The organism is Alicyclobacillus shizuokensis NBRC 103103 (assembly GCF_001552255.1).
Lineage (GTDB): Bacteria > Bacillota > Bacilli > Alicyclobacillales > Alicyclobacillaceae > Alicyclobacillus_G > Alicyclobacillus_G shizuokensis.
Map to the genome: position 1 here is coordinate 1 of NZ_BCQV01000023.1, position 21,284 is coordinate 21,284.

The window sequence follows — 21,284 nt, forward strand, 5'->3', positions numbered from 1 at the left end:
CGTGAGATGGAATTCGGAAGGAAACTGGAGGCAAACTCCCGGCCTGAGGCACGCGAACCGCATCCGAGGCTGTCCCAGTCGGACGAGTTGCCATGACACAACGATGTCAGAAGTCGCCAAAGGCTTGGCAGTAGGCAGTAAATGCGGCGGGTAGATGGGAGGAAACAGCCCACTCTTATCCGGGGAGGCCTGCCCGGTACGCCGGTAAAGCCGGTAACTGCCATCGGGAGGTGGCGCTGGGCAGGAGTCAGCAGAGGCTATCGTACGCGGGCGAGCGCTCGTCTGCAGAAAGGCCAAACACGAAACGAGGCTGGACTGGATGCGTTCATGCGACGAGCAACGACAGCAGAATACCCCATACGGAGTCTCCGCTCGAAGGGTAGCGGTCAAGCTGCGAGAGGCCGAGCAGGGAGGGCGGAGTTCGTCGTCGGCACAAGTGCAGATTCCATCCTTCGAAGCAGGGAACTCTCTGTTGGAGAGAATGCTGGATCGGGACTCTGCTCCGGGCCCTTCGCCGAGTCGAAGCCAACAAGAGAGTGCCAGGGGTGGATGGAGTGACCGTAGAAGAACTGCGGTCGTACATCCAGATCGACTGGGCGGACATCCGTCAAGCTGCTCACGGGGACCTACAAATCACAGCCGGTCAGTCGGGGCGAAATTCCGAAACCCGAAGGCGAATGCGGGGCTTTGGGATACCGACCGTGATGGATCGACTCATCCAACAGGCGCTGCTTCAGATACTCACCCCCATCTTCGACCCAGATTTTTCCAAGCACAGCTATGGATTTCGGCCGGGCCGGAGCGTCCATGACGCGGTACAGAGGGCCCAAAAGCACATCCAAGATGGGTACCGATGGGCCGTCGACTTGGACATGGCGCTGTCGATGGATGCGACGAGCGGGATCATTTATCATCTCCAGTCCGTTTCGGGCGGTTGGTTTTTATCATATCCGGCGAAGACTTGGGCGTGGCAAACTCGCTGGTCTAGAGCTGGACCATGCCACTCGACTCCAGTGGGTCGTCATGTGGGCCGTAGCTCCCAAGCGATCCTTGCTGTCATACCCCGAATTCATCCCCATATAGATAGACCAACTTCCCCTTTTCGGCGTTCGCACATTCGACCAGTCTAGACTTCAGTGACCTGACGGTCAGGGGCACCCGACGTAACCCCTAGACTTTTGAATCCGTCAGGAAGACGTTGCCGTGAGGAGAGTTCCGAGTGCTTGATAGACAAAGTTCTGTGCCATTGTACCAACAGGTGAAACAGTGGTTGAAGATGGAAATTCGCGAGGGAACACATTTCGAATGTGAAAGGCTTTCCATTCCGAACGGTGAAACTGTGATTGAACTGCGGCGGCTGCGTTTGGCGGATGGAGCGCCGATGGTACTGGAAACGGCTGTGCTGCCGTTTGCGCTGTGTCACTCGCTCATCGAACTTCCATGAATTGTGGGTATGACCATCGCTCGACTTTAGACGTATCTGGATGGATGCTTGTTTTGGATTTCCGTCACGAGGACCCGTGAAAAGTGAGGTGTATTTTTATGCATTCGTACGCCATTTGGGTTCCGATTGTTTTGGCACTTCTCGCGTATGTAGGCATCGTATTCAATCTTGGGCCCGGCTTATGGATTCAGGAAGCGTTAGTCATGGGACTCATCACGGGCTGGATGGTCGGTGACGTAAAGCTTGGATTGACCATTGGCGCGACACTGACGCTGATGTCGTTGGGCATGTGGACATACGGAGGTGCAACCATCCCTGATTTCATGACCGGTGCCATCTTAGGGACCGCGATTGGGGCATTGGGAGGTGGTGAAACGGCTGGTCTCGCTGTCGCGATTCCGGCATCTATCTTGATGACTCAGCTGGATGTGTTGGGACGCGCCGTAACCACCATCTTCATCCACGCAGCCGACAAGTACGCTGAGCGGGGTGATCTGCGCGGCATTACGTGGATGCATCTATTGGGCCAATTGCCTTGGGGATTGACGCGGGCGATTCCCGTCTTCTTAGCCGTTTGGCTAGGTGCAGGTCCAATTCAAAGTGTGATTCACTCCATGCCGCAATGGTTCATGAATGGCATGCACGTAACCGGGCTCATGCTTCCTGCACTTGGATTTGCCCTTTTACTCAATCAGCTGCCGATTCGTAAACACTGGCCGTTTCTTGTCATTGGCTTTATTCTGTTCGCCTATTTGAAGGTTTCGATTCTCGGGATTGCCTTGGCTGCCCTGGCGGCGAGCTTCCTATACATTCGCTTGAAAGGAAGTGAGGCAGATGCCTAACTCGGAAACTTCTTCGTTGTCCGGGACAGTGACGAAAAGAGACGTCCGATCCGCTATGTGGCGGCACCTCATCACCCTGCAATGGTCCTGGAACTATGAACGCATGCAGGCGCTGGGTTATCTTTGGTCGATGCTGCCGATTTTGAAAAAGGTCTATACTGACCGAAATGACCTGATTCAAGCCATGAAGCGTCATCTGCAGTTTTATAATACGAACCCGCAAATCGGTTCACCGCCCATTTTCGGTGCCACCGTCGCCCTGGAATCGGAGAAACTCGGAGATGCGGTCGACAGTTTGAAGGTCGGGTTGATGGGGCCGTTTGCTGGCATTGGTGACACTATCCAGGGGGTCTTGATTCGCCCCATGATTGCCGTGTTTGCCGCCTCGCTGGCTCTGGCCGGAAGCTGGATTGGATCGGCCCTGATGTTTCTCATGGGATTGGTGTGGTGTATTTTAATGGTTCCCCTTTTCTATCTCGGCTATCGCCGCGGCATCGGTTTCGTGGACGAAGTGGTAGGGGGCGGCTTGATAGACCGGATTACCGAAATTGCCACCATCTTTGGCGTCATGGTCGTCGGCGGCTTTGTGCCGAGCATCATGACCAACCTGAAAACACCGCTTTCCTTCCATAAAACTGTAGAACTTGCCGGCAAGGCGACCACCAAGACCATTTCCCTGCAAGATACGCTGGACAAAATCTTCCCTTCCCTCTTTCCCGTTCTGGTTGTAGCACTTGCCTACTGGCTGATGAAGCGATTCAAACTGTCGCCGGTCTGGGTGTTGTTGATTCTCGTTGTCCTCGCCTTTATCACCAGTGCCATTGGCCTGTTTTAGGCACGAAGGGGGTGCCAGTGTGGGTGGCATTATCATTGTCGGACACGGAGAAGCGCCGGCAGCCTTGCTGGCTGCCGCGGAAATGATTCTGGGTCCACAGACCGGAGTGCGTACGCTGAATCTATACCAAGACACCAACTTGGAATCATTTTCTGAAAATTTATTCGAAATCATACAGAAGATGGAGGACGGTAACGGGGTGCTTATTCTGTGCGATGTGTTGGGTGGAAGCCCAGGAAATGCTGCAACGACCATGATGGGCAAGGGTGTGGAGGTGGTGAGTGGAGTCAATCTGCCGATGTTGTTGGAAGTCCTCGGGAAGCGAAACTTGTCTTGCTCACAGCTGGCTGTACTGGCCAAGACGGCTGGTCAAAACGGGATTGCGAGAGTCAACGATTTGCTGCGCGAGGAGTGAATAATATATGCCGGTGAAACACTTGCGCATCGATAACCGCCTCATTCACGGTCAGGTCACTGCAACCTGGGTCCAGTCGATTGGTGCGAATCACATTCTGGTGGTCAACGACCAAGTCGCCCGTGATCCGATTCAAAAAGTACTCTTACCGAAGGCGGCACGTGGTGTCAAAACGTCTGTGCTCAGCGTGGAGGAGGCGGTGGCGTATGTCCAAGACCCGTCCCATGAGAAGGATAGCATCTTGATGGTTGTCAAGCTTCCCTCGGATGCCCTGCGCGTTTTGGAGGGCGGGGTCAGACCCGCGCAGGTCAACGTCGGTAACCAGGCCCCGACGCCAGGCACCGATTATAAGATGGTCACGAAATCGATAGCCGTAACTGCGGCTGACACGGAGATTTATAAATCCATCGCCGCCAAGGGGTTCACTGTGACTGCACAGATGCTCCCGACAGACAGTAAGCTGGACCTGCTTGAGCTCATCCGCAAGAAGGGGTTCTAAACAGATGATGTTCATCGGTGCGGCGGAGAAATTCTTGTGCCCTCCCAGTCTTCACATGGGTGGCTATATAGATCGGAAGGGTTTGAGCCAAGGAACACACGATGAATTGGGCGTCAAGGCGATGTGTTTCATCGATAGCGAGGTAGCACCTGTCTTCATAGTGTCGTGTGACGTATTGGATATCCCGGTAGATTGGCAGGGGCGTGTTTATGAATCGATCAAGGGTTTCCTTTCCTTGGATGATTTTCATCTTGTCATTGCATCGACACATACGCACGCCGCACCGGATATCCAGTTCGTGAGCCCGCCTGAACAGACATATGCCGAAACTGTGTTTGAAACGATTCTATCCGTGTGTCGTGAGGCCTTTCAGTCGAAAGAAATGTGCACGCGTTTTTCTTTCGGCACGACCTTGATCTCTGATATCGGATGTATTCGCCGTCAGGGACAGAGAATCGCGCTGCCACTCACGGTGCAGGCGTTTTATACTCATTCGCGATCCGATAAGCCCCAAGGTATTATCGTGCACTTTCCTTGTCACCCGACCATCCTGGGCGCCGATAACCGATGGTACTCGGCCGAATATCCGGGTGTCATTGCGAGCCGGCTGGCCAGCGTCTTTGAGGGCGCATGCGTCTGTTTTTTCAACGGGGCTGCCGGGGATATCAGTGCCCGCTGTACGCGGCGGGAGCAGACGTTCAGAGAGATGGAACGTATCGGAAATGAGTTGGCTGAGCGAGCCTGTCGGCTGATCCGTAACCCCGACAAGGTGGTTGGCGTCCGGGAGGACTGGAGTTTCCACGCAGCGAGTCGGGAGGTTCTGTTACAGCCGCAACCGTTGAACGATGCGCTGCTAACAACACTTTCGAACAGTGTAAAGACCGAGACGCGCTCGGCCATGAGCAGTGTCCAAGCGGATCGGACACGACACACTTTGCTGCAAGCATTGCAGGCGTGGCGCAGTGGGTGGCTGGCCAATGCCAAGCCTGTGCGTGTGCAGGTCATGGCTGTATCTTTCTCAGCCTGTGTGGATTACGTTTTTTGGCCCGGGGAGCCGTTTTCAAACTATGCGAAGATCATCCAACACGCGAGAACTCATCCGGTCGTGCTCGTCGGCTACGCCGGAGGCGTCGGATACCTCCCCGATGTGGACGCAGATGATGACGTTTCTTATGAAGTCTTGATGAGTCAGTATGGCCGCGCGGCGGGGCAGCGCCTACTGGCTGCAAGTCGAGGGCTATTAGAAACATGGGAAAGAGGGGAGGCCTGGTCATGATCTCCGCTGTTGCATTTTTTCAGACCGTCGAACAAGTTCTGGCCAAGCTACGGGAGACGCAGTTGGTTGCCATTGAACGTGCGGCTTTTGTATTGGCCGAATGTGTGGAGAATGATGGGGTGGTGCACGTTTTTGGAACAGGTCACTCCAAGGCGTTTGCCATGGAGATGTGCCATCGTGCAGGAGGTATCGTTCCGATGCACATGATGTCGCTGGACGACCTGTTCCTCCGTGGCCTTCGTCCAATCGATGACTTACAAGATCCGTCTTTAGAAAGAGATCCGGCGATTGCTCACCAGCTTTTGGCATGTTACGACATTGAACCGAGGGACGCGGCCGTGGTCGTATCCAATTCCGGCCGCAACGGCGTGATTGTCGAAATGGCACTGGCGCTCAAGCAAAAAGGACTGCCGGTTGTCTGTGTAACGTCACTGGCACACAGCCAAGCAGTTTCGTCGCGCCATCTGTCCGGGAAACGGCTTTTCGAGGTCGCGGATTGCGTCATTGACAACTGTGGGCCAATGGGGGATGCCATTCTGACGGATGAGCGTCTGAGCACGAAAGCTTGTTCTGTGTCTTCCGTCACCGGGGCGGTCATTGCCCAATGCCTGACGGCGGAAGTGATACGGATTCTTTTGCGAAGAGGCGAATCCATTCCGGTTTATATGAGTGCCAACTTGGATGGGGCAGATGAGTGGAATGAAAATATTCGTGCTCGCTACCAAGGGAGGATTTAGCCGGCTTTCATCCTGCATAGTATCCTGAGCCAGGCGTGCGAGCATTCGTGCAATCCTGATATACCGTATGACCGGGTGGGTAGTCATCCTGCCACTCCTGATCGATGGTTGGTTGTGTGCAACTTTTTCACGCGAATTTCGTGCCTGGGTACCTCTTTTCACGAATGCAATTCCGCCGTCGACCGAATACGTCTGCCCCCACCACCCATGTGACCCCCAGCATACATTGGACCACAGGAGTCCGAGTGCAGGGGGAGAAGCAAGAGTGGATTCACAAGCACGTGTTATGGGCGTGGTCTATGAGCATGATGAAACGGGCGGCGCCATGCATTCCCATGAAATGTTTCTCGTAACGTGGGATGGAAGAATTTTGCACACCCATGGATTTTGCGGTGTGACATCTTTTGATGTAGGACATCGCCATGGGTATGCAGGCGTCACTGCCCCAGCTCCAAGTGGTGTGCCGCACACTCATATGTATTCAACGGTGACGACGTTCAACGACGGTCATGTTCATTCCATCAAGGGTCGAACAGGGCCTGCCATTCCTTTACCTGGGGGTGGACACTATCATCTCTTCGAAGGCGTTACGACGGTCAATGGAAGAATTCCGCATCATCATTCCTACTGCGGAAAAACAGGACTTGCCAATGAATAGGAGCCACTTCGAGCATTCCAAAATTGATGGTGGTCGGGGAAGGTGCCCACCCTGCGGATGCAGAGGTCATTTTTCGGGCAGGCAATAGCTTGGAACAGAAACCTTCGCACAACACTGGTAGGGCCAATGTTAAGGAGCGCCTTGGTCGCATTCCTTCGGGACCAGGGCTGTCTCGTGACAACATGGCTATTTGTCCTCCCATTTACTTGATCCCGGTCGTCGAGATACCCTTCACAAACTGCTTCTGGAACACTAAGAACACGATGACCATCGGCAGGGTCAGCAAGATCACACCTGCCATGACGCTGTTCCAGTAGGCATCGTACTGGCCGTAAAATGAATTCAATCCGACTGGCAGTGTGTACATATCTTGGCTTGTCGCAAGGAGTACCGGCCAGAGGAATGAGTTCCAGTTTCCCTGAAATGTGAAAATGGTTTGCGCAGCCAGGAGTGGACGTGACAATGGCAAAAAGATGCGCCAAAAGACCCCCCAGTGTCCTAATCCATCGATTCGGGCAGCTTCTTCCAGTTCTTTTGGCAGACCGAGGAAGAACTGACGGGCGAGAAAGATCATGAACGGTGACATCAGGAACGGGATCGTCAAGCCCTGGTACGTGTCAATCCAGCCCAACTTAGCCAAGAGCATGTAGATGGGTACGAGGACGACCTGGGATGGAATCATCATGATGGCGAGGAAGGCGTAAAACAAAAGGCCGCGTCCCGGGAACCTCAGCCGCGCGAACGCGTATCCAGCGAGCGTGTTCACGCAGAGATTCCCCGCCGTCACAATAACCGCGACGACCGTGCTGTTCAGCAGCCAACGAGCGAACGGGAAGTCGTGTATGATGGTTGCGTAGCTCCCAAAGTTCAGGTGACTGATGGGAACGATGCTGGTAAACACTTCATCCGTCGGTTTGAGCGAAGTATAGACGGACCATACAAACGGCAACAAGGACACGCAAGCGTACAAAATGGCTATGATATACAGCACGTGTCTCGGACGCCGATATACCGCCTCGCGGGACACCGCAATTCCTCCTTCTTTCGCAGTGCAATCGCCAGCACCAGTGCAGGCAGTTGCAACACCTAATCTTCGCGGCCGACCAAGTAGTGTTGAATCAGCGTCAGAATCATAATGATGGCAAAGAGTACGAAGGCCATCGCCGAAGCGTATCCCATCTGCATATCCTTGAACCCTTTAATGAACAGGTCCAGTATGACCGTCAACGTCGCGTTTAGTGGTCCACCTGTACCTCCAGAGACGACATACGCCTGGTCGAACACCTGAAAGGTGCCAATCAACGACATGACAATCACCAAAAAGGTGGTCCTGCGCAACATGGGGATGGTGATGTGACGTGTCAACTTCCATCCACTGGCCCCATCTATCGCTGCCGCTTCGTACAACTCATCCGGTATATCCTGCAGTCCCGCCAAGTAGATGATCATGAACTGGCCGACGGTGGACCAGATGGCCATCACCATGATGGCCGGGAGAGCGAAGGTGGGACTGTTGAAGTAATTGGGGCCCTGAACACCGAACAAGGCGAGAAATTGGTTGACCAGTCCGCGCGGCTGGAACAGAAATACAAACATGACACTGACCGCGACCGTCGAGGTGACGGTTGGCAGATAGTAGGCGACCCGAAAGAACGTTTTCCCCTGGACTCGATTGACAATAATGGCCAAAAACAGGGCAAGAGCAGTTTGTACGGGCACCACACCTAATGAATACAACGTGGTATTCCACAACGCGCGAAGAAAGACAGGATCGTGAAATAAATGAACATAGTTCGCCAGTCCGACAAATCGGTTGGACTGTTCATCAAGGAATGAGAATTGTTGGAAACTGATATAGAACGCATAAAGAATCGGGCCAACCAGGAACACAACCAAGGCGGTCAGCGCTGGCAGGACAAAAAGGTACCCTGCCAACGCTTGATCCACCGAACTCCTTCTTGAGGAGTGGTGAGCCACAACAGTATGCGTGTGCACGCCGTTCACCCTGCATGCCCCCTTTTCGACATGTCACAACGGAAGCCGCTGGTTCCGTCCGCGGCTTCCGTTGTGAGAATCACACAATCATTGAGCCTGCTGCGACATCAGGGTCTGATTTGCCTGGGACAATACATCTGTTGGTGACTGGTTCTGCAGAATACCTGCTTCGGTCGCCTTGTTGATGGCATCGACAAACTCCTGCCCAAGCGTTCCGAACTGATAGGGTACAGCGTGTTTCACGCCATCGACAAAGGCTTTATAGTTCGGGTACTTCTTCAAGAACTCACCTTGCACGCTGGTGCGAGAAGGAATTGCCAGGCCAGATTCCGCGGTCATCTTGAGCGCCTCAGGTCCGGTCAGGTAAAACAACAGTTTCGCGGCCTGAGCAGGATGCTGGGTCGACTTGGCCATCGAATAGCTCACCGTGTAGGTCATGTTGAAGTCTTGCCCGTTGGCCGACGGCAAATCCGCCACCCCGTAATCGAGTTTCGGGGCGGTTTGTTGCATGAACGGGATCAGCCAGGCGCCTTCTAAGACCATCGCGACTTTTCCTTGGGCAAACGGGATGCCGGCCCAATCGCCACCCAAGTCCTTCGGCTGTACGAAATTCTTCTGTTTAAAATTGTCGATGAAGAACTTGAGGCCAGGCACATTTGCCTTCTCGGTAAACGTCGCCTTATTGCTGTTCACATCATAGTAGCTGCCACCAAAGTCTTTCACGAACGGGTAATAACGAGCCACATCAATGGGCATGCTCAGGGGAGTCATTCCCTTTGCCTTCAACTTGGCGGCGTCCTGTTCAAATTCATTCCAGGTCTTCGGGGGCGACTGAATTCCGGCCTTCGCTAGCATGGACTTGTTGTACTCAAGCGCCATCGTGTTCATGTCTTTGGGCAGACCATAGGTGACACCTTTCCACTGAAACGCTTTCAGCAGGGCAGGGCTAAAATCGCTTGTATTGACGTGATCCTGCTTGATGTACTTGTCCAGCGGCATCAGCGCACCCGATGCTTCCAATGTCGGTGCGTACGAGGAATCCACATAGAAAATGTCTGGTGCGGTGTGCGAGGCCAACATCGGCTGCAAAGCTTGCAGATAATCTCCCGTGATGACCTCCAGCGTAACCTTGATGTTAGGGTTCTTCTTTTCAAACGCCTTCACTTGTTTTTCTACCAGTTGTTTTTCAGCAGGGCTCGACGACCACATGCCCAATTTCAGCGTGACGGTTTTGGCCTTGTCACTATTGGCAGTATGATTTCCTCCCGACGTGTTTCCTTGCCCGCAACCGATGACGGCCCCTGAACTGACGAGCAGAATACTGGCAGCCCCGAAATACTTTTTGATTCTCCCCTTCATCAGTCATAACCCCCTTTGGAAAATCAGCCCGATGGTCTTCCCGAGATCACCCACGTACCAATTCCTGCGCAAGGTGTCATCACTGAGTTACGTCTTCTATCACCTCCCTGGGTGAAGTCTGGTGCACGGACAAACCGGTCGTATTTGCGAGGATGTGGCATTGCGTCTGTCCAGCGGATGTCCGGTGCAGATCTATACTCAACTTGCCATTCCCAATCCCGATGGACTCAATCTTGAGCCTTGGGATTGAGATAGGAAGCGAAGGATTCAGGTAAACCCTTCCGGCCGGAACGTCAGGGTTCAGACCGAGCATGGCAGCCAGGATGAGAACAGGTGACGCTGCCGCCCACGCCTGAGGGGAACAGGACACCGGATAGGGGACAGGACGTGACACCCTCTTCGCATCTATGCCTGCAAACAACTCGGGCAATCGGAACAGCTCGAACCCTTCGGCAGCCGTCAACATTCCTTCGACAAGCTGTGCAACCGCGTCGTGGCGGCCGTATTTGGCCATGCCCGCGATGATCAAGGAATTGTCATGCGGCCACACGGATCCATTGTGGTAACTCAGCGGGTTATACGATATTTCGTTTGCGGACAGGGTTCGAACGCCAAAACCACTGAACATATCGTCCCCCAGCATGCGGTCAATGACGCGATCCGCAAGCGTCTGAGGCAGAATTTCGCTCCACAACACTTGCCCCATGTTAGAGGTCAAGGTGCGCACAGGCCGTTTGTTGCCATCTAGGGCCAGGGCAACCGCATCTTCGTCGTCCAGCCAAAAGGATTCGATAAAATGCCGACGGAGTCGATCCGCTCGTTCTTGGCAATGCCTCGCCTGTTCCGGCATATGGAGCCACGCGAAGACTTCGCCCCAGCGACGATAGGCGCGAAAGACGTAACCCTGGACTTCGCACAGGGCAATCGGGCCGGTGGCCAGTGTTCCCTCCTTGTGTTGAATGGCATCACCGGAGTCTTTCCATCCTTGGTTGGATATTCCTTCTGCGGCTTCGGACAGGTACTCCACAAATCCGTCTCCATCCCGATCTCCATACCGCTCTATCCACATGAAAGCCGAATCCACGGCTGGTAAGAGTGTCTGCAGCCACTCTTGGTCGGCTGTCCAGGCCGCATAATCGGCGGCCAAATTCAGGAAGAGTGGGGTAGCGTCGATGGTTCCATAGTAGGGCCCAAACGGAACCTTGCCTGTCCGCGTGAGTTCTCCTGCCCGCAGTTCGTGCATAATCTTCCCAGGCTCCTCGTCACGGGACGGGTCCACAATGCGGCCTTGAAACGCGGCCATCGTGGCGAGCGTTCCTCGGGCCACCTCGGCGTCGGCAGGCAGCATTTGCAGAGCCGTAATCAGGCTATCCCGTCCAAACGGAACTGCATACCAGGGAACCCCAGCTACCGGGAAACGGCCATGACCGATATCGGTCAACAGCATGCGAACATCCCTCAATCCTCTGTAGTACCAGGTGGTGAACGCCTTGCATCCAGAAATCCTGGGAGCTTTATGCAACCAGTTTTCGTAGTCGCGAACAATTTGCCGCCTTTCGCCGTCCACTTGCTTAAGACTGACATCCATTCGCTGTGCCGCCGGGGGTCTGGGACTGGCGGAGGCGCTAGCGTCCATCGCTCCAGCCACGGAAGGTGTGACGGACACAACCCATGTACACTTGCCGCGTGGCGGAATCCTCAGACGCGCCCCCACTTTCGGCAGACCCGGGAAAGGGCTTGGGTGATGATGGTCCGCACTGAAACGAACGGTCGTCGTGCACTTTGTACCGTCCTTTGCCATGTAGCGGAACGTCCTGGACTGCGCTCCGCCTTCCATTTCAATTTGCCGCTTTAGTTGCTCCCGGTCCGCAAGCGTTTGGCCTGCTCGTACTTCAAACATGTCAAGAAAGTCGGCATCCATTTCGTAAGCGACCTCGAGAGTAATCGTTTCCGTTGAGAAATTTTCGATCTCTCCCTGTTCATAAAACCGATGTCCGTCGACAAACTGGCGCCGTGTGGCGTATAGGCTTTCACGCGGAACCACAACGTTTTCGGAAAGTCGCCATTCCCGATTCGTATAGTGATAGATTGCCTCAAAGTTTCGAGACACGTCCGAGGCTAGCTCTACAAAAACAGAGGGGGCCGTGGTCCATGTCCATTGGCTAAGCACGCGTGTGTCTCGTGTGAACAGCCCGTATCCAAACGGATCAAGGGAAGGATGGGGGGCATCTCCAGAACTGTTGGACACAAAAAATAGATCATTTTCCTTGATGACGGTAAACTTCATGTTGAACCCAGTTGCCTCCTTTGTAGAGAGCCAAGGATATCCAAAACGTTTTGGAAACCCCGCAAAAAATCGCCGACACTCCTTCAACAAGAAGGGTTCAATGACCTCACAGGACTATACCGCAGCCACGATGGAAGCGAATATCGTTGTCAGCTGGGCAGTCCTCAGGTCGGCGGCAGTCAGCCGCTTTCGCGGACAATCAGTTCCGGCGCCAGCAGCCTCCCCTGGGGAGGTTCGTTTCGTTCCAGCATACCGATGAGCATTTCCGCAGCGGTCACTCCCATTTCATACCTGTGCTGCCCAACAGTGGTCAACGTCGGTGACACCAGTTCCGTTAAATCGATATTATCGAAGCCGACCACGGCCAGGTCGTCTGGCACACGCAATCCATTGGCCAGTGCTTCACGCATGCCGCCAATCGCCATCAGGTCACTGGCGAAAAAGATGGCTGTGACATCTGGATAACACTGCCGCAGTTCGTGAAAACCTTGAGCTCCTCCTGCGAGGGAAAAATCTGATTCGTAGACTAGAGACGGTTCGAAGGGCAGGCCGACAGTCCGAAGGCCTTCTTTGTAGCCGCGCAACCGATCTGCGCTTACCGCTGCCTGTGCGTAGCCGTTGACGAATCCAATATGCCGGTGGCCTTGTTGGAACAGGTGCCGAACGGCGAATTTCGCACCATTGATGTTGTCTGTCATGACGTATCCGCAGTGGTCGCTGAGCAGAGGCAGGTCGATAACGACGCTGGGCAACGGAGACTCGACCACTTCGTGAACGTACGGATCATCGACACGGATGCCCATGACAATCACGCCTTCAAAGCGCCGCTCGGTGCAAAAGTCGAGATAGGATACCAGGTGCTGCTGTGCCGTTGTGGTGCTCACGAGACTGACATCGTAACCGAGCTCTGCCAGCCGCTCATAGACTCCCGCTAACACATCAAACATGAAGTGATGCCCAGTCCGGGATTTACCGAAGTCTGACACCAGCAAACCGATGGTCTGTGTCCTCTTTCTCACCAAGCTGCGCGCCACGTGGTTTGGACGATAGTTCAGGCGCTCTGCGATTTCGAGAATTCGTTTGCGTGTGTCGGGACTGACGTCGGCATACCCATTTAATGCCCGCGACACGGTCGTAATGGATACTCCGGCTGCTTCCGCAACATCGCGAATCGTCACTGGCACCGACAAACACCCTCACCCAAGTATTGAATATAGTGTATCCAAAACGTTTTGGGCTGTCAAACGGTCAGACGAAGCCCAAAGAAGCCCAAACAAGATAAATCGTCAACGCAGGGTTCGACAAAAGCGCAATTTCGTGCTACTGGATCCAAGGATCTTCCCTACTGTCCAAGTTTTCTCCGTATTTATAATGAAGCCATCCACAATCGGACTAGGTGCGGTAGTTCATATGACCGTATCGCGTCACACGAAAGTACCATTTCATTGACTGGTTATAGTCGAAATATTCCTATCAAAGGAGGCGGATTGGCGGGTGAACGCAGCAAGGATTCAGATTGACGATGCTCCTCTGAACAAATTCCACGTTCGCATTACCGCGTTGACGTTCGGATCGAACTTTTCCGATGGATACGCACTTGGAATCATCAGCATGGCATTGAGTCTGATTGGCCCACAGATGCATTTGGGGCCGGTTTGGCAAGGGTTGTTGGGCAGTTCAGCCCTGATTGGGCTGTTTTTCGGCAGCTTGCTGTTGGGGTGGCTGTCGGATCACATCGGCCGCCAGAAAATCTACCTGACAAACTTTGTGATTGTGACGGTGGCGTCCGCCCTCCAGTATTTCGTCAATGATCCCGTCACCTTGTTTATTCTCCGCATCTTGATTGGTTTGGCCCTGGGCGGCGATTACGCCGTAGGATCGACGCTGTTGGCCGAGTTTGCGCCCAAACGATACCGCGGCGTCCTGCTGTCGGCGCTCAATGTCCTGTGGACCGTGGGCTACACGCTTGCTACGATAGTCGGCTATTATTTGCAGGGGACGCCGGATGCCTGGCGCTGGATGTTGGCCAGCGGCGCCATCCCGGGGCTGATTGTGCTGCTTCTGCGAATAGGCACACCGGAGTCGCCCAGGTGGTTGATTCGCATGGGCCGCGAGCAGGAAGCGCGCTCCATCGTGAAGAAATATGTTGGGCAGAACGTGGAAATCGATGCGATGATTGCGGAAGCCAAAAGGCAGGCCTTTGCGTTTCGGGATCTGTTTGCGAAGAACGTGAGGATGCGTACGGTGTTCGGCAGTCTCTTCTATGTCTGCAATGTCATCCCGTACTTCGCCATCTACACGTTCCTGCCGACCATTCTCAGCAATCTGGGGTTTGAGGACAACTTCGGCATCGATACCATCCTGAACATCTTTCTTCTTGTTGGCGCCATTGCCGGGTTGTGGTTCACGGAAAGGCTGTCTCGCCGCGGTTTTACCATCTATTCCTTTGCCTGTCTCACGGTCGCGCTGTTTTTCATCACCATCCTGCCGACTCATCTGCACACTTTGATCTTGATTTTGTTCATCATCTTCACGTTCATCATGTCGGCCGCATCCAACCTGACGTTGATCTACCCGGCGGAACTGTTTCCTACCGATGTCAGAGCTTCCGGCGTCGGCGTGGTCACCGCTGTCAGCCGTGTAGGGTCCGCTATCGGCACGTTCCTTCTCCCCCTCATGTCGGTGAAGGCCTCAATGTTTGGCATGACTGCGGTGCTGCTGTTTGGCACGCTGGTCTCTGTCCTGTGGGCGCCGGAAACGGCGCGTCTGGCGCTGGATGAGGCGAGCAATCCGTTGCATCACCCGGCTGCGAGTCTCGACGCGGAGGACGCGACACCCGAATTGCAGTGACTTTTATCCACCGTGGAGGTTGTTGGCCATGACGCACAGACCGGGAACAAGACCCCAGGATATTCAAAAAGTCGTTCTCGGCCACGGCGATCCGACCGTGAGCGAACTTGTGGCCGTCTCTCGCTACGGAGCCCAGGTGTCTTTCTGTCCGGCGTATCGAGAGCGTGTCGCCAAGTCGCGCGCGTTGGTGGACAAGTTTCTTGCGGAAAATCGCGTCATTTACGGGATTACGACCGGGTTTGGCAGCAACGTCACCAAGGTGATCTCGCCTGTGGAAGCAGAGGCGCTCCAACGGAATATCGTGCGTTCCCACGCGGTATCCGTGGGGGCTCCTTTGCCCGCGGAACTGGTCCGCGCCACCCAGTTCATGATCTTGGTACAGCTCGGTCAAGGATTTTCAGGCGTGCGCATGGAGGTTCTCGACGCTCTCGCGGCGCTGTTGAACCGGCAAGTGGTGCCATATGTGCCGGGCGACGGGTCTGTGGCGTACCTCTCTCCGGAAGCCCACATGGCGCTCGTGCTGATGGGCGAAGGCAAGGCCTACTATGGCGGTGAATTGCTGAACGGCGCCGAGGCGCTGCAGAAGGCGGGACTCACGCCGCTGACGTTGGGACCCAAGGAGGGATTGTCGCTCCTGAACGGAACAACGTCGACAACGGCCATCGCCGCGTTGGCCTTGTATGACGCCATCCAGGCCACCAAAACCGCCGACATCGCGGCCGCCATGTCCTTCGAGTCCCTGAAGGGCACCATCCGGGCGTTCGACGAGCGGCTTCACCAGCTGAAGCGGCACCACGAACAGGCAGCCACCGCGCGGTATCTGTCCCGGATGCTCGCGGACAGTGAGATAGCGCAGGCGTATCGGGATTATCGGCTGCAGGATGCGCTCAGTCTGCGCTGCATCCCGCAGCTTCACGGCGCGGTCAAGAAGACGCTCAAGGATGCGGCGGCCAGTGTTCGCAACGAGATGGCATCCGTCAGTGACAATCCCATCATCTATGGCCAGGGCGACGACGGAGTCGGGCTGATGGGAGGGAACTTCGATGCCACCTTTATCGGCATCGCGGCCGATTCCATCGCGATTGCACTTGGAAATTTGGCGAAGATGGCGGAAAGTCGGATTGACCGCTTAGTGAACTTTCATGTCAGTGAACTCCCCGACTTTCTGGTCGCTCATCCAGGTCTCAACAGCGGCTACATGATTCCGCAGTACACCGCGGCCGGTTTGCTCTCGGAGATCAAGGCATTGGCGCATCCGGCCACTGTGGACAACATTCCCACATGCGCTTATCAGGAAGACGTGGTTACCTTCGCCTACCAGGCCGCGCGCAAGGCCTACCAGGTGGCCGAAAAAGTGACACACATCCTGGCCATCGAACTGATGGCGGCGGCCCAGGCGCTGGACTTTCATCGACCTCTGAGGCCGTCAAGCGCGACCGCATCTGTCTACCGGGCCATTCGCAGAGAAGTTCCCACACTGGAGGAAGACCGGTATCTGTATCCGGATATCGTGGCCATCTATGATATGATTCATGAAGGAGAGATTGTTCGCCGGGTCGAGGAATTGCTTGGAGAGATTCCATTCTAGCTGCTGTCCTTGTCAAGATGATGTGGGAGGAACATATGGTACAGCACGATCCCGCCCAACTCGCATTCTCGCATTACTTGATCTCCGGCACATTGGTTCACGAAGCTGAGTTCACGGAGCTTCAGCAGCGGTTTGGCGTCTTCGTCCACCCACGGGTGGTTGTCGTTGTATCGATTGACAGGTACCCCGATTTGAAGTTGCAAAATTCCGCCCATTGGCCGCTCGACATCGGCCAGAAATTGATAGATGTGGTTTATGCATGCGTGGACCTTCCCTTCACGTGGATTTGGACCGAAGCGGGGGTCTTGGCGCTGCTTGTGGAGACTCAAGAAGCTACCGGTTCGAAGCCGGGAGCCGGCGGTCCGCTGCTGGTCATGGCCAGGAAGATACAGACAGCAATGCAAAAGTTGGGCATTTCGGTATCCATCGGCATCGGTGGCTATCACGCGGCTCCCGAGGACCTGCATCTCTCGTTTCAGGAAGCGATCCGCGCGATGCATGGTCGCTTCTTCCAGGGCAACCAACTGATCTTCCAACACGGTGCGAATGCCGCTTTGAGCGAAGTCCCGGCCCAAGAATTAGCGGCGGAAAAGACGGAGTTGGTTGCCCTCCTCTGCATCGGAGACGAGCAGGGGGTGACCACGCGCATGCAGGCGTTGCTGGATCGCATGGCCGAGGCTTGTCACTATAATGAAGACGTGTTCAAAGGCCAAGTGCTCGATCTCATCACGATGATGTCGCGTTCGGTTTTGGACATGAGGGTGAGTGCGGCGCGAATTCTGTCCAAGAACGCAGAGTTTACGCATGAATTGTACTCCACCATTCGCTACGACAAGTTCGTCCGCAAGGTGATGGACTACGCGGTGTGGTTAACGAGGCAGGTGGGAGAGACGACGACTCCGGACGTCTCGCCGGTTATTCGCGATGCGATTCAGTTCATGAAGCAGCATCACCGCGAAGACATCACACTCGTCGATGTCGCCAGGCACTGCTGCATGAGCAAGTATTACTTGAGCCATCTGTTCAAGAAAGAGGTGGGGATGGGGGTTATTGAGTATTTGAACAGCATCCGCGTCGAAAAGGCGGCATTTTACGTGCAGACGACGGATCTGCCGATTCAGCAAATCGCCACACTGGTCGGCTTTGATGACGCCAACTACTTTAGCCGCCTGTTTCGCCGCTACATGAATTGCAGCCCGACGGTGTACCGCGCGGCCAGGTAGCCCGGTGCTTAGGCAGCATACCCACCTGTTGCGGCTGCGGAATGGGTTGTGGAGGGATGCTGCTTGTCTAACACGTACGAAGTGATTGTGGTTGGTGCCGGTTCCATGGGCATGGCCGCAGGGTGGCACCTTGCCCAGCGGGGGGTGCGGACACTCCTGGTAGACGCGTTTCATCCGCCACACACGCTGGGCAGCCATCACGGCGATACTCGCATCATTCGCCACGCGTACGGGGAAGGGCGACAGTACGTGCCGCTGGCGTTGCGGGCGCAGCAGCTGTGGCTGGAGCTGCAGGTGGAGGCGGGGACCCAGATATTTGCCCAAACGGGCGTGCTGTCCCTGGGCAGAGCGGGATCGCCGTTTATGGAGGAGGTCGTACGCAGCAGCGCGTCTTTCGACCTGCCGCTTGAGGTGCTCGACGCCGCCGAGATCCGCCGCCGCTGGCCGGGATGGCGGCTGCCGGACGACTATGTGGGCTCTCTGGAGACGTCTTCAGGTGTGCTGTTTTCCGAGCACTGCATCCGGGCCATGCGGCGGCTTGGCGAAGCACGCGGGATGCAGGTGTTGGTCAACACGCCGGTGGACGACATACGAGTGGACGGCCAGGGAGCCAGTGTGCGGGCCGGATTGTCCGTGTATACGGCGGAGCGGGTGATAGTCACGGTAGGCGCGTGGGCCAAACGGCTGTTGGCTGCGGCGGGGCTGGATGTCCCTGTGCTGCCGATGCGCAAGGTCATCGCCTGGTTTGAGTGCGACGAAGACCTGTATGGCGCGGCGGAGTTCCCCGCCTTTACCTGCGAAACGGGCAAGGCTCACTACTATGGGTTTCCCAGCTTTGGTGGGACCGGAATCAAGGTGGGCCGGCACGATGGCGGACAGGCGGCAGACCCCGACACGATGGAACGGACGTTTGGCGCCTATCCCGAGGATGAGGGGGATCTGCGCCGCTTCCTGCAGGATTTTCTACCGCGCGCCAATGGCCGTCTCATCACCGGGAAGACGTGCGTGTACACGATGAGCCCGGACGAGCACTTCATCATCGACCGTCATCCAGAGCGGCCGCAGTTACTGTTCGCCTGCGGATTTTCGGGACACGGCTTCAAGTTTGCCAGCGCAATCGGCGAGGTGTTGGCTCAGTTGGCGGTGGCGGACCGGGCCGAATTGGATGTCTCCATGTTTTCGCTGCGCCGGTTTCAGCCACTATAGGGTTGTGGGAATCGCAGAGTTACGGAGGACCTCCCACAGTTCGTGGACAGGATGGGATTTTCGCGATACGCTTTGCGGAAAGGATGACGCTGTGGGCCGAGCGCGCTGGACCGAGGCGGCAGCAGGGTCAGGAGGTCTCTCCCTTGGTTGACTTGCAGGAATGGGCGGCTTCGCTGAATTTATGCATCTTGGCCGGCCGCGACGGAATCCGTGTGCCGGCGGTGGATGTGCATCTGCTCGGTCCCCATACGGAGTGGGTGCTGGATGCGCAGCCGGGCGAGTTTGCCGGGCGCGTGGTCTTGATTCCGGCGCAAGTGGTGCCCGGTTATTCATCCACCTTTGACGTCCTGGTGCGCATCTTCAAAGGCGCAGGGGCGGCCGCGGTGGTGTACCTTGGTGGCAAGCGCACCGACTTTTCCCAGGGAACGATTCTCCTGTGCGACAATTTGCAGCTGCCCTTGCTGTGGACGGCCAATGATGCGGCGTACACGGACCTCGTGCGGGGCTTTTATCGCCGCTTAGTCGACGCGGAGCAGCGACTCCGCACGGCGCTGGACGCGGCCAGGCAGCGCCTCGAGAAAGGAGCGGACTCCTGCTTTCACCTGGCGGACTGGCTGGACCTGGTGGAGAGGGAACTGGAGGTGGTGGTACACCTCACGGATGGTTCCGCGGCGGGACCACAAACCTCCCGGAGGTCTTCACTTGCGGCCGCGTCCGGCGATGAGCGGATGTCGGAACCGGCCTGGCACACCTGGCAGAACCAACGTCTGTTGCGGGTGCCTGTGCGGATTAGGACGGAGAACCGCCTGGCGGTGTGGCTTGCACCGCGGCCGGGCAGCCGTCTTTATCATGCGGACGCCGAAGACCTGTGGGTATCGGTGCTCGGCGGCGTTCTGCAGGCGCGCACAGAGAACTTCTTGCTTTCCGAAATCCCCGGTGTGACTGGCGCGTTCAAGTGGACGACGAGCTTGGCGGCGGCTGTGTTTGCCCTCCTGTCTTCCCTGCCGGCGATGGACTTTCGGCAGCCGGGGGATGTGCCGGAGAATAAGGAACCTGCTGCAGCGGATTCAGCCTCTTCGCCCCTGTCTGCCATCCCGGAAGTGGCGGCCGGACTGTCTTTGCGGCGCCGCTTGTCTCTGTACGGTTTGGATGTGGTCCGACACCTGTGCATCCTGTGGATAGCGTTGGCGGATGCCAAGGATGCGGACCGCTTGCGGCAGGAGCCGTTTTCGCCGCTGCACACTCCGTACGCCTACCGGATCTTCCGGGAAGATACGCTGATTTTGCGCGACCGGGTTCTTCCTTTGTTGAACCATCCTCGCTACCAGACCGGTGTCTTCGGGGAGAACGTGTGCTGCATTCCCTGGCGGGATTGGGAAGCCCGCGAAGGGGTGGTTGTTCTCTGGTGCGGGGAACGGGAATCGACGCTGCCCTCGATAACGCGGATCCGTTCGCTGGTGGAGCAGTGGGAGGCCCGCCTGCGCGTTCCCCTGCGCGGGCTCTGCCATCGCTTTTCGCTCGGCCAGGACCCGGGGAAGGATGCCCATGCGCAAGGCCAACCTGCGTCCCAGGCGGAGCGCCATGCCGCCCGTCTGCGTCAGGTCATTGAGCGGCTGGATGCCACTTACGCGCAGTTTCTGAGCCTGCCGGAGGGCGTGTACGGCGTGCGTGATGGTCAACAACCCGAGGATGCGGCTTCCATGCTCGTGTTCGGATCCGGACGCAATGCCTCCTACGCGCAAGCCATGCAGCTGCTGCAGCCGATTCTGTCGGATTCCCACGCGGAGACGCTGCTGGCGTCTTTGGAGGCGTACTTGGAAAGTGGAGCCCGGGTGCAGGCGGCAGCGGATCGGTTATTCCTGCATCGCAACACCCTGCGCTACCGTCTCAACCGCGTGCAGGAGCTGATACAGGCCGATTTGGCCAATCCCCAGGTCCGTCTGACCTATCAGTTGGCGCTGCGCGCCTGGCGGCTGCATCACCCGCGCCGCTGACGGCGGCCGGTAAATTTGTGCGGCGCGCACAATCGAGCGGCAAACCTCGTTCGAATTGACCATATGAACGAAATCC

General features: G+C 56.2%; 19 protein-coding genes. 14 read left to right on the plus strand and 5 right to left on the minus strand.

What is annotated here, in order from left to right:
* Positions 1 to 704: 704 nt before the first annotated feature.
* From ASH01S_RS17930 to ASH01S_RS17940, 9 genes are all read left to right on the plus strand, one after another.
* Entirely contained in the window at positions 705 to 1,130 is a 426-nt protein-coding gene (locus ASH01S_RS17930) for a reverse transcriptase domain-containing protein (RefSeq protein ID WP_245629025.1), read from the plus strand.
* A gap of 89 nt (positions 1,131 to 1,219) precedes the next feature.
* Positions 1,220 to 1,444, plus strand: coding sequence for a UTRA domain-containing protein (locus tag ASH01S_RS09955; RefSeq protein WP_067927275.1), 225 nt, complete (start codon positions 1,220 to 1,222; stop codon positions 1,442 to 1,444).
* A gap of 98 nt (positions 1,445 to 1,542) precedes the next feature.
* Entirely contained in the window at positions 1,543 to 2,286 is a 744-nt protein-coding gene (locus tag ASH01S_RS19015; protein ID WP_067927278.1) for a PTS mannose/fructose/sorbose/N-acetylgalactosamine transporter subunit IIC, read from the plus strand.
* Entirely contained in the window at positions 2,279 to 3,121 is an 843-nt protein-coding gene (locus ASH01S_RS19020) for a PTS system mannose/fructose/sorbose family transporter subunit IID (protein ID WP_217996313.1), read from the plus strand. The genes ASH01S_RS19015 and ASH01S_RS19020 overlap by 8 nt, the downstream gene beginning before the upstream one ends.
* A 19-nt stretch (positions 3,122 to 3,140) precedes the next feature.
* A complete protein-coding gene (locus ASH01S_RS09970) occupies positions 3,141 to 3,536 on the plus strand; it encodes a PTS sugar transporter subunit IIA (protein WP_067927284.1) in 396 nt (131 codons plus the stop codon).
* A gap of 7 nt (positions 3,537 to 3,543) precedes the next feature.
* Positions 3,544 to 4,035, plus strand: coding sequence for a PTS sugar transporter subunit IIB (locus ASH01S_RS09975; protein WP_217996314.1), 492 nt, complete (start codon positions 3,544 to 3,546; stop codon positions 4,033 to 4,035).
* 106 nt (positions 4,036 to 4,141) lie between these two features.
* Positions 4,142 to 5,311 carry a hypothetical protein gene (locus tag ASH01S_RS09980; protein ID WP_157067084.1) on the plus strand — a complete coding sequence of 390 codons (1,170 nt, stop codon included), beginning with the start codon at positions 4,142 to 4,144 and terminating at the stop codon, positions 5,309 to 5,311.
* Complete coding sequence (locus tag ASH01S_RS09985) at positions 5,308 to 6,048, plus strand: sugar isomerase domain-containing protein (RefSeq protein WP_083517018.1); 741 nt, start codon at positions 5,308 to 5,310, stop codon at positions 6,046 to 6,048. The genes ASH01S_RS09980 and ASH01S_RS09985 overlap by 4 nt, the downstream gene beginning before the upstream one ends.
* A 325-nt stretch (positions 6,049 to 6,373) precedes the next feature.
* A complete protein-coding gene (locus ASH01S_RS17940; protein WP_373278567.1) occupies positions 6,374 to 6,706 on the plus strand; it encodes a YmaF family protein in 333 nt (110 codons plus the stop codon).
* Positions 6,707 to 6,908: 202 nt separating this feature from the next.
* Here ASH01S_RS17940 and ASH01S_RS09990 read toward each other — a convergent pair whose 3' ends face one another.
* From ASH01S_RS09990 to ASH01S_RS10010, 5 genes are all read right to left on the minus strand, one after another.
* Positions 6,909 to 7,733, minus strand: coding sequence for a carbohydrate ABC transporter permease (locus ASH01S_RS09990; protein ID WP_083517020.1), 825 nt, complete (start codon positions 7,731 to 7,733; stop codon positions 6,909 to 6,911).
* 59 nt (positions 7,734 to 7,792) lie between these two features.
* The gene (locus ASH01S_RS09995; RefSeq protein ID WP_217996315.1) at positions 7,793 to 8,710 is read right to left on the minus strand and encodes a carbohydrate ABC transporter permease; all 918 of its coding nucleotides are present in this window, start codon (positions 8,708 to 8,710) and stop codon (positions 7,793 to 7,795) included.
* Between the two features lie 78 nt (positions 8,711 to 8,788).
* Positions 8,789 to 10,060: an ABC transporter substrate-binding protein gene (locus tag ASH01S_RS10000; protein WP_067927296.1), complete on the minus strand. Its 1,272-nt coding sequence runs from the start codon at positions 10,058 to 10,060 to the stop codon at positions 8,789 to 8,791.
* A gap of 79 nt (positions 10,061 to 10,139) precedes the next feature.
* The gene (locus ASH01S_RS10005; protein ID WP_067927299.1) at positions 10,140 to 12,347 is read right to left on the minus strand and encodes an amylo-alpha-1,6-glucosidase; all 2,208 of its coding nucleotides are present in this window, start codon (positions 12,345 to 12,347) and stop codon (positions 10,140 to 10,142) included.
* A 179-nt stretch (positions 12,348 to 12,526) separates the two neighbouring features.
* Positions 12,527 to 13,531: a LacI family DNA-binding transcriptional regulator gene (locus ASH01S_RS10010; protein ID WP_067927302.1), complete on the minus strand. Its 1,005-nt coding sequence runs from the start codon at positions 13,529 to 13,531 to the stop codon at positions 12,527 to 12,529.
* 310 nt (positions 13,532 to 13,841) lie between these two features.
* Between ASH01S_RS10010 and ASH01S_RS10015 the strand changes: the two genes are divergently transcribed.
* The 5 genes from ASH01S_RS10015 (at position 13,842) to ASH01S_RS10035 (ending at position 21,208) form a co-directional block, all read left to right on the plus strand.
* Positions 13,842 to 15,197, plus strand: a complete 1,356-nt coding sequence (locus ASH01S_RS10015; protein ID WP_083517021.1) for an MFS transporter — start codon at positions 13,842 to 13,844, stop codon at positions 15,195 to 15,197.
* Between the two features lie 28 nt (positions 15,198 to 15,225).
* Positions 15,226 to 16,785, plus strand: a complete 1,560-nt coding sequence (gene hutH, locus ASH01S_RS10020; RefSeq protein ID WP_067927307.1) for a histidine ammonia-lyase — start codon at positions 15,226 to 15,228, stop codon at positions 16,783 to 16,785.
* A gap of 35 nt (positions 16,786 to 16,820) precedes the next feature.
* The gene (locus ASH01S_RS10025) at positions 16,821 to 18,008 is read left to right on the plus strand and encodes a helix-turn-helix domain-containing protein (protein WP_067927310.1); all 1,188 of its coding nucleotides are present in this window, start codon (positions 16,821 to 16,823) and stop codon (positions 18,006 to 18,008) included.
* A 63-nt stretch (positions 18,009 to 18,071) separates the two neighbouring features.
* Positions 18,072 to 19,214, plus strand: coding sequence for an N-methyl-L-tryptophan oxidase (gene solA / locus ASH01S_RS10030; protein ID WP_083517023.1), 1,143 nt, complete (start codon positions 18,072 to 18,074; stop codon positions 19,212 to 19,214).
* Between the two features lie 143 nt (positions 19,215 to 19,357).
* A complete protein-coding gene (locus ASH01S_RS10035; RefSeq protein ID WP_067927313.1) occupies positions 19,358 to 21,208 on the plus strand; it encodes a PucR family transcriptional regulator in 1,851 nt (616 codons plus the stop codon).
* Positions 21,209 to 21,284 lie beyond the last annotated feature (76 nt).

Coding starts and splice junctions, on each gene's coding strand:
- ASH01S_RS17930 (WP_245629025.1), top strand. CDS start 705: ATGGATCGACTCATCCAACAGGCGCTGCTTCAGATACTCACCCCCATC.
- ASH01S_RS19015 (WP_067927278.1), top strand. CDS start 1,543: ATGCATTCGTACGCCATTTGGGTTCCGATTGTTTTGGCACTTCTCGCG.
- ASH01S_RS19020 (WP_217996313.1), top strand. CDS start 2,279: ATGCCTAACTCGGAAACTTCTTCGTTGTCCGGGACAGTGACGAAAAGA.
- ASH01S_RS09975 (WP_217996314.1), top strand. CDS start 3,544: ATGCCGGTGAAACACTTGCGCATCGATAACCGCCTCATTCACGGTCAG.
- ASH01S_RS09985 (WP_083517018.1), top strand. CDS start 5,308: ATGATCTCCGCTGTTGCATTTTTTCAGACCGTCGAACAAGTTCTGGCC.
- ASH01S_RS17940 (WP_373278567.1), top strand. CDS start 6,374: ATGCATTCCCATGAAATGTTTCTCGTAACGTGGGATGGAAGAATTTTG.
- ASH01S_RS10000 (WP_067927296.1), bottom strand. CDS start 10,060: ATGAAGGGGAGAATCAAAAAGTATTTCGGGGCTGCCAGTATTCTGCTC.
- ASH01S_RS10005 (WP_067927299.1), bottom strand. CDS start 12,347: ATGAAGTTTACCGTCATCAAGGAAAATGATCTATTTTTTGTGTCCAAC.
- hutH (WP_067927307.1), top strand. CDS start 15,226: ATGACGCACAGACCGGGAACAAGACCCCAGGATATTCAAAAAGTCGTT.
- ASH01S_RS10025 (WP_067927310.1), top strand. CDS start 16,821: ATGGTACAGCACGATCCCGCCCAACTCGCATTCTCGCATTACTTGATC.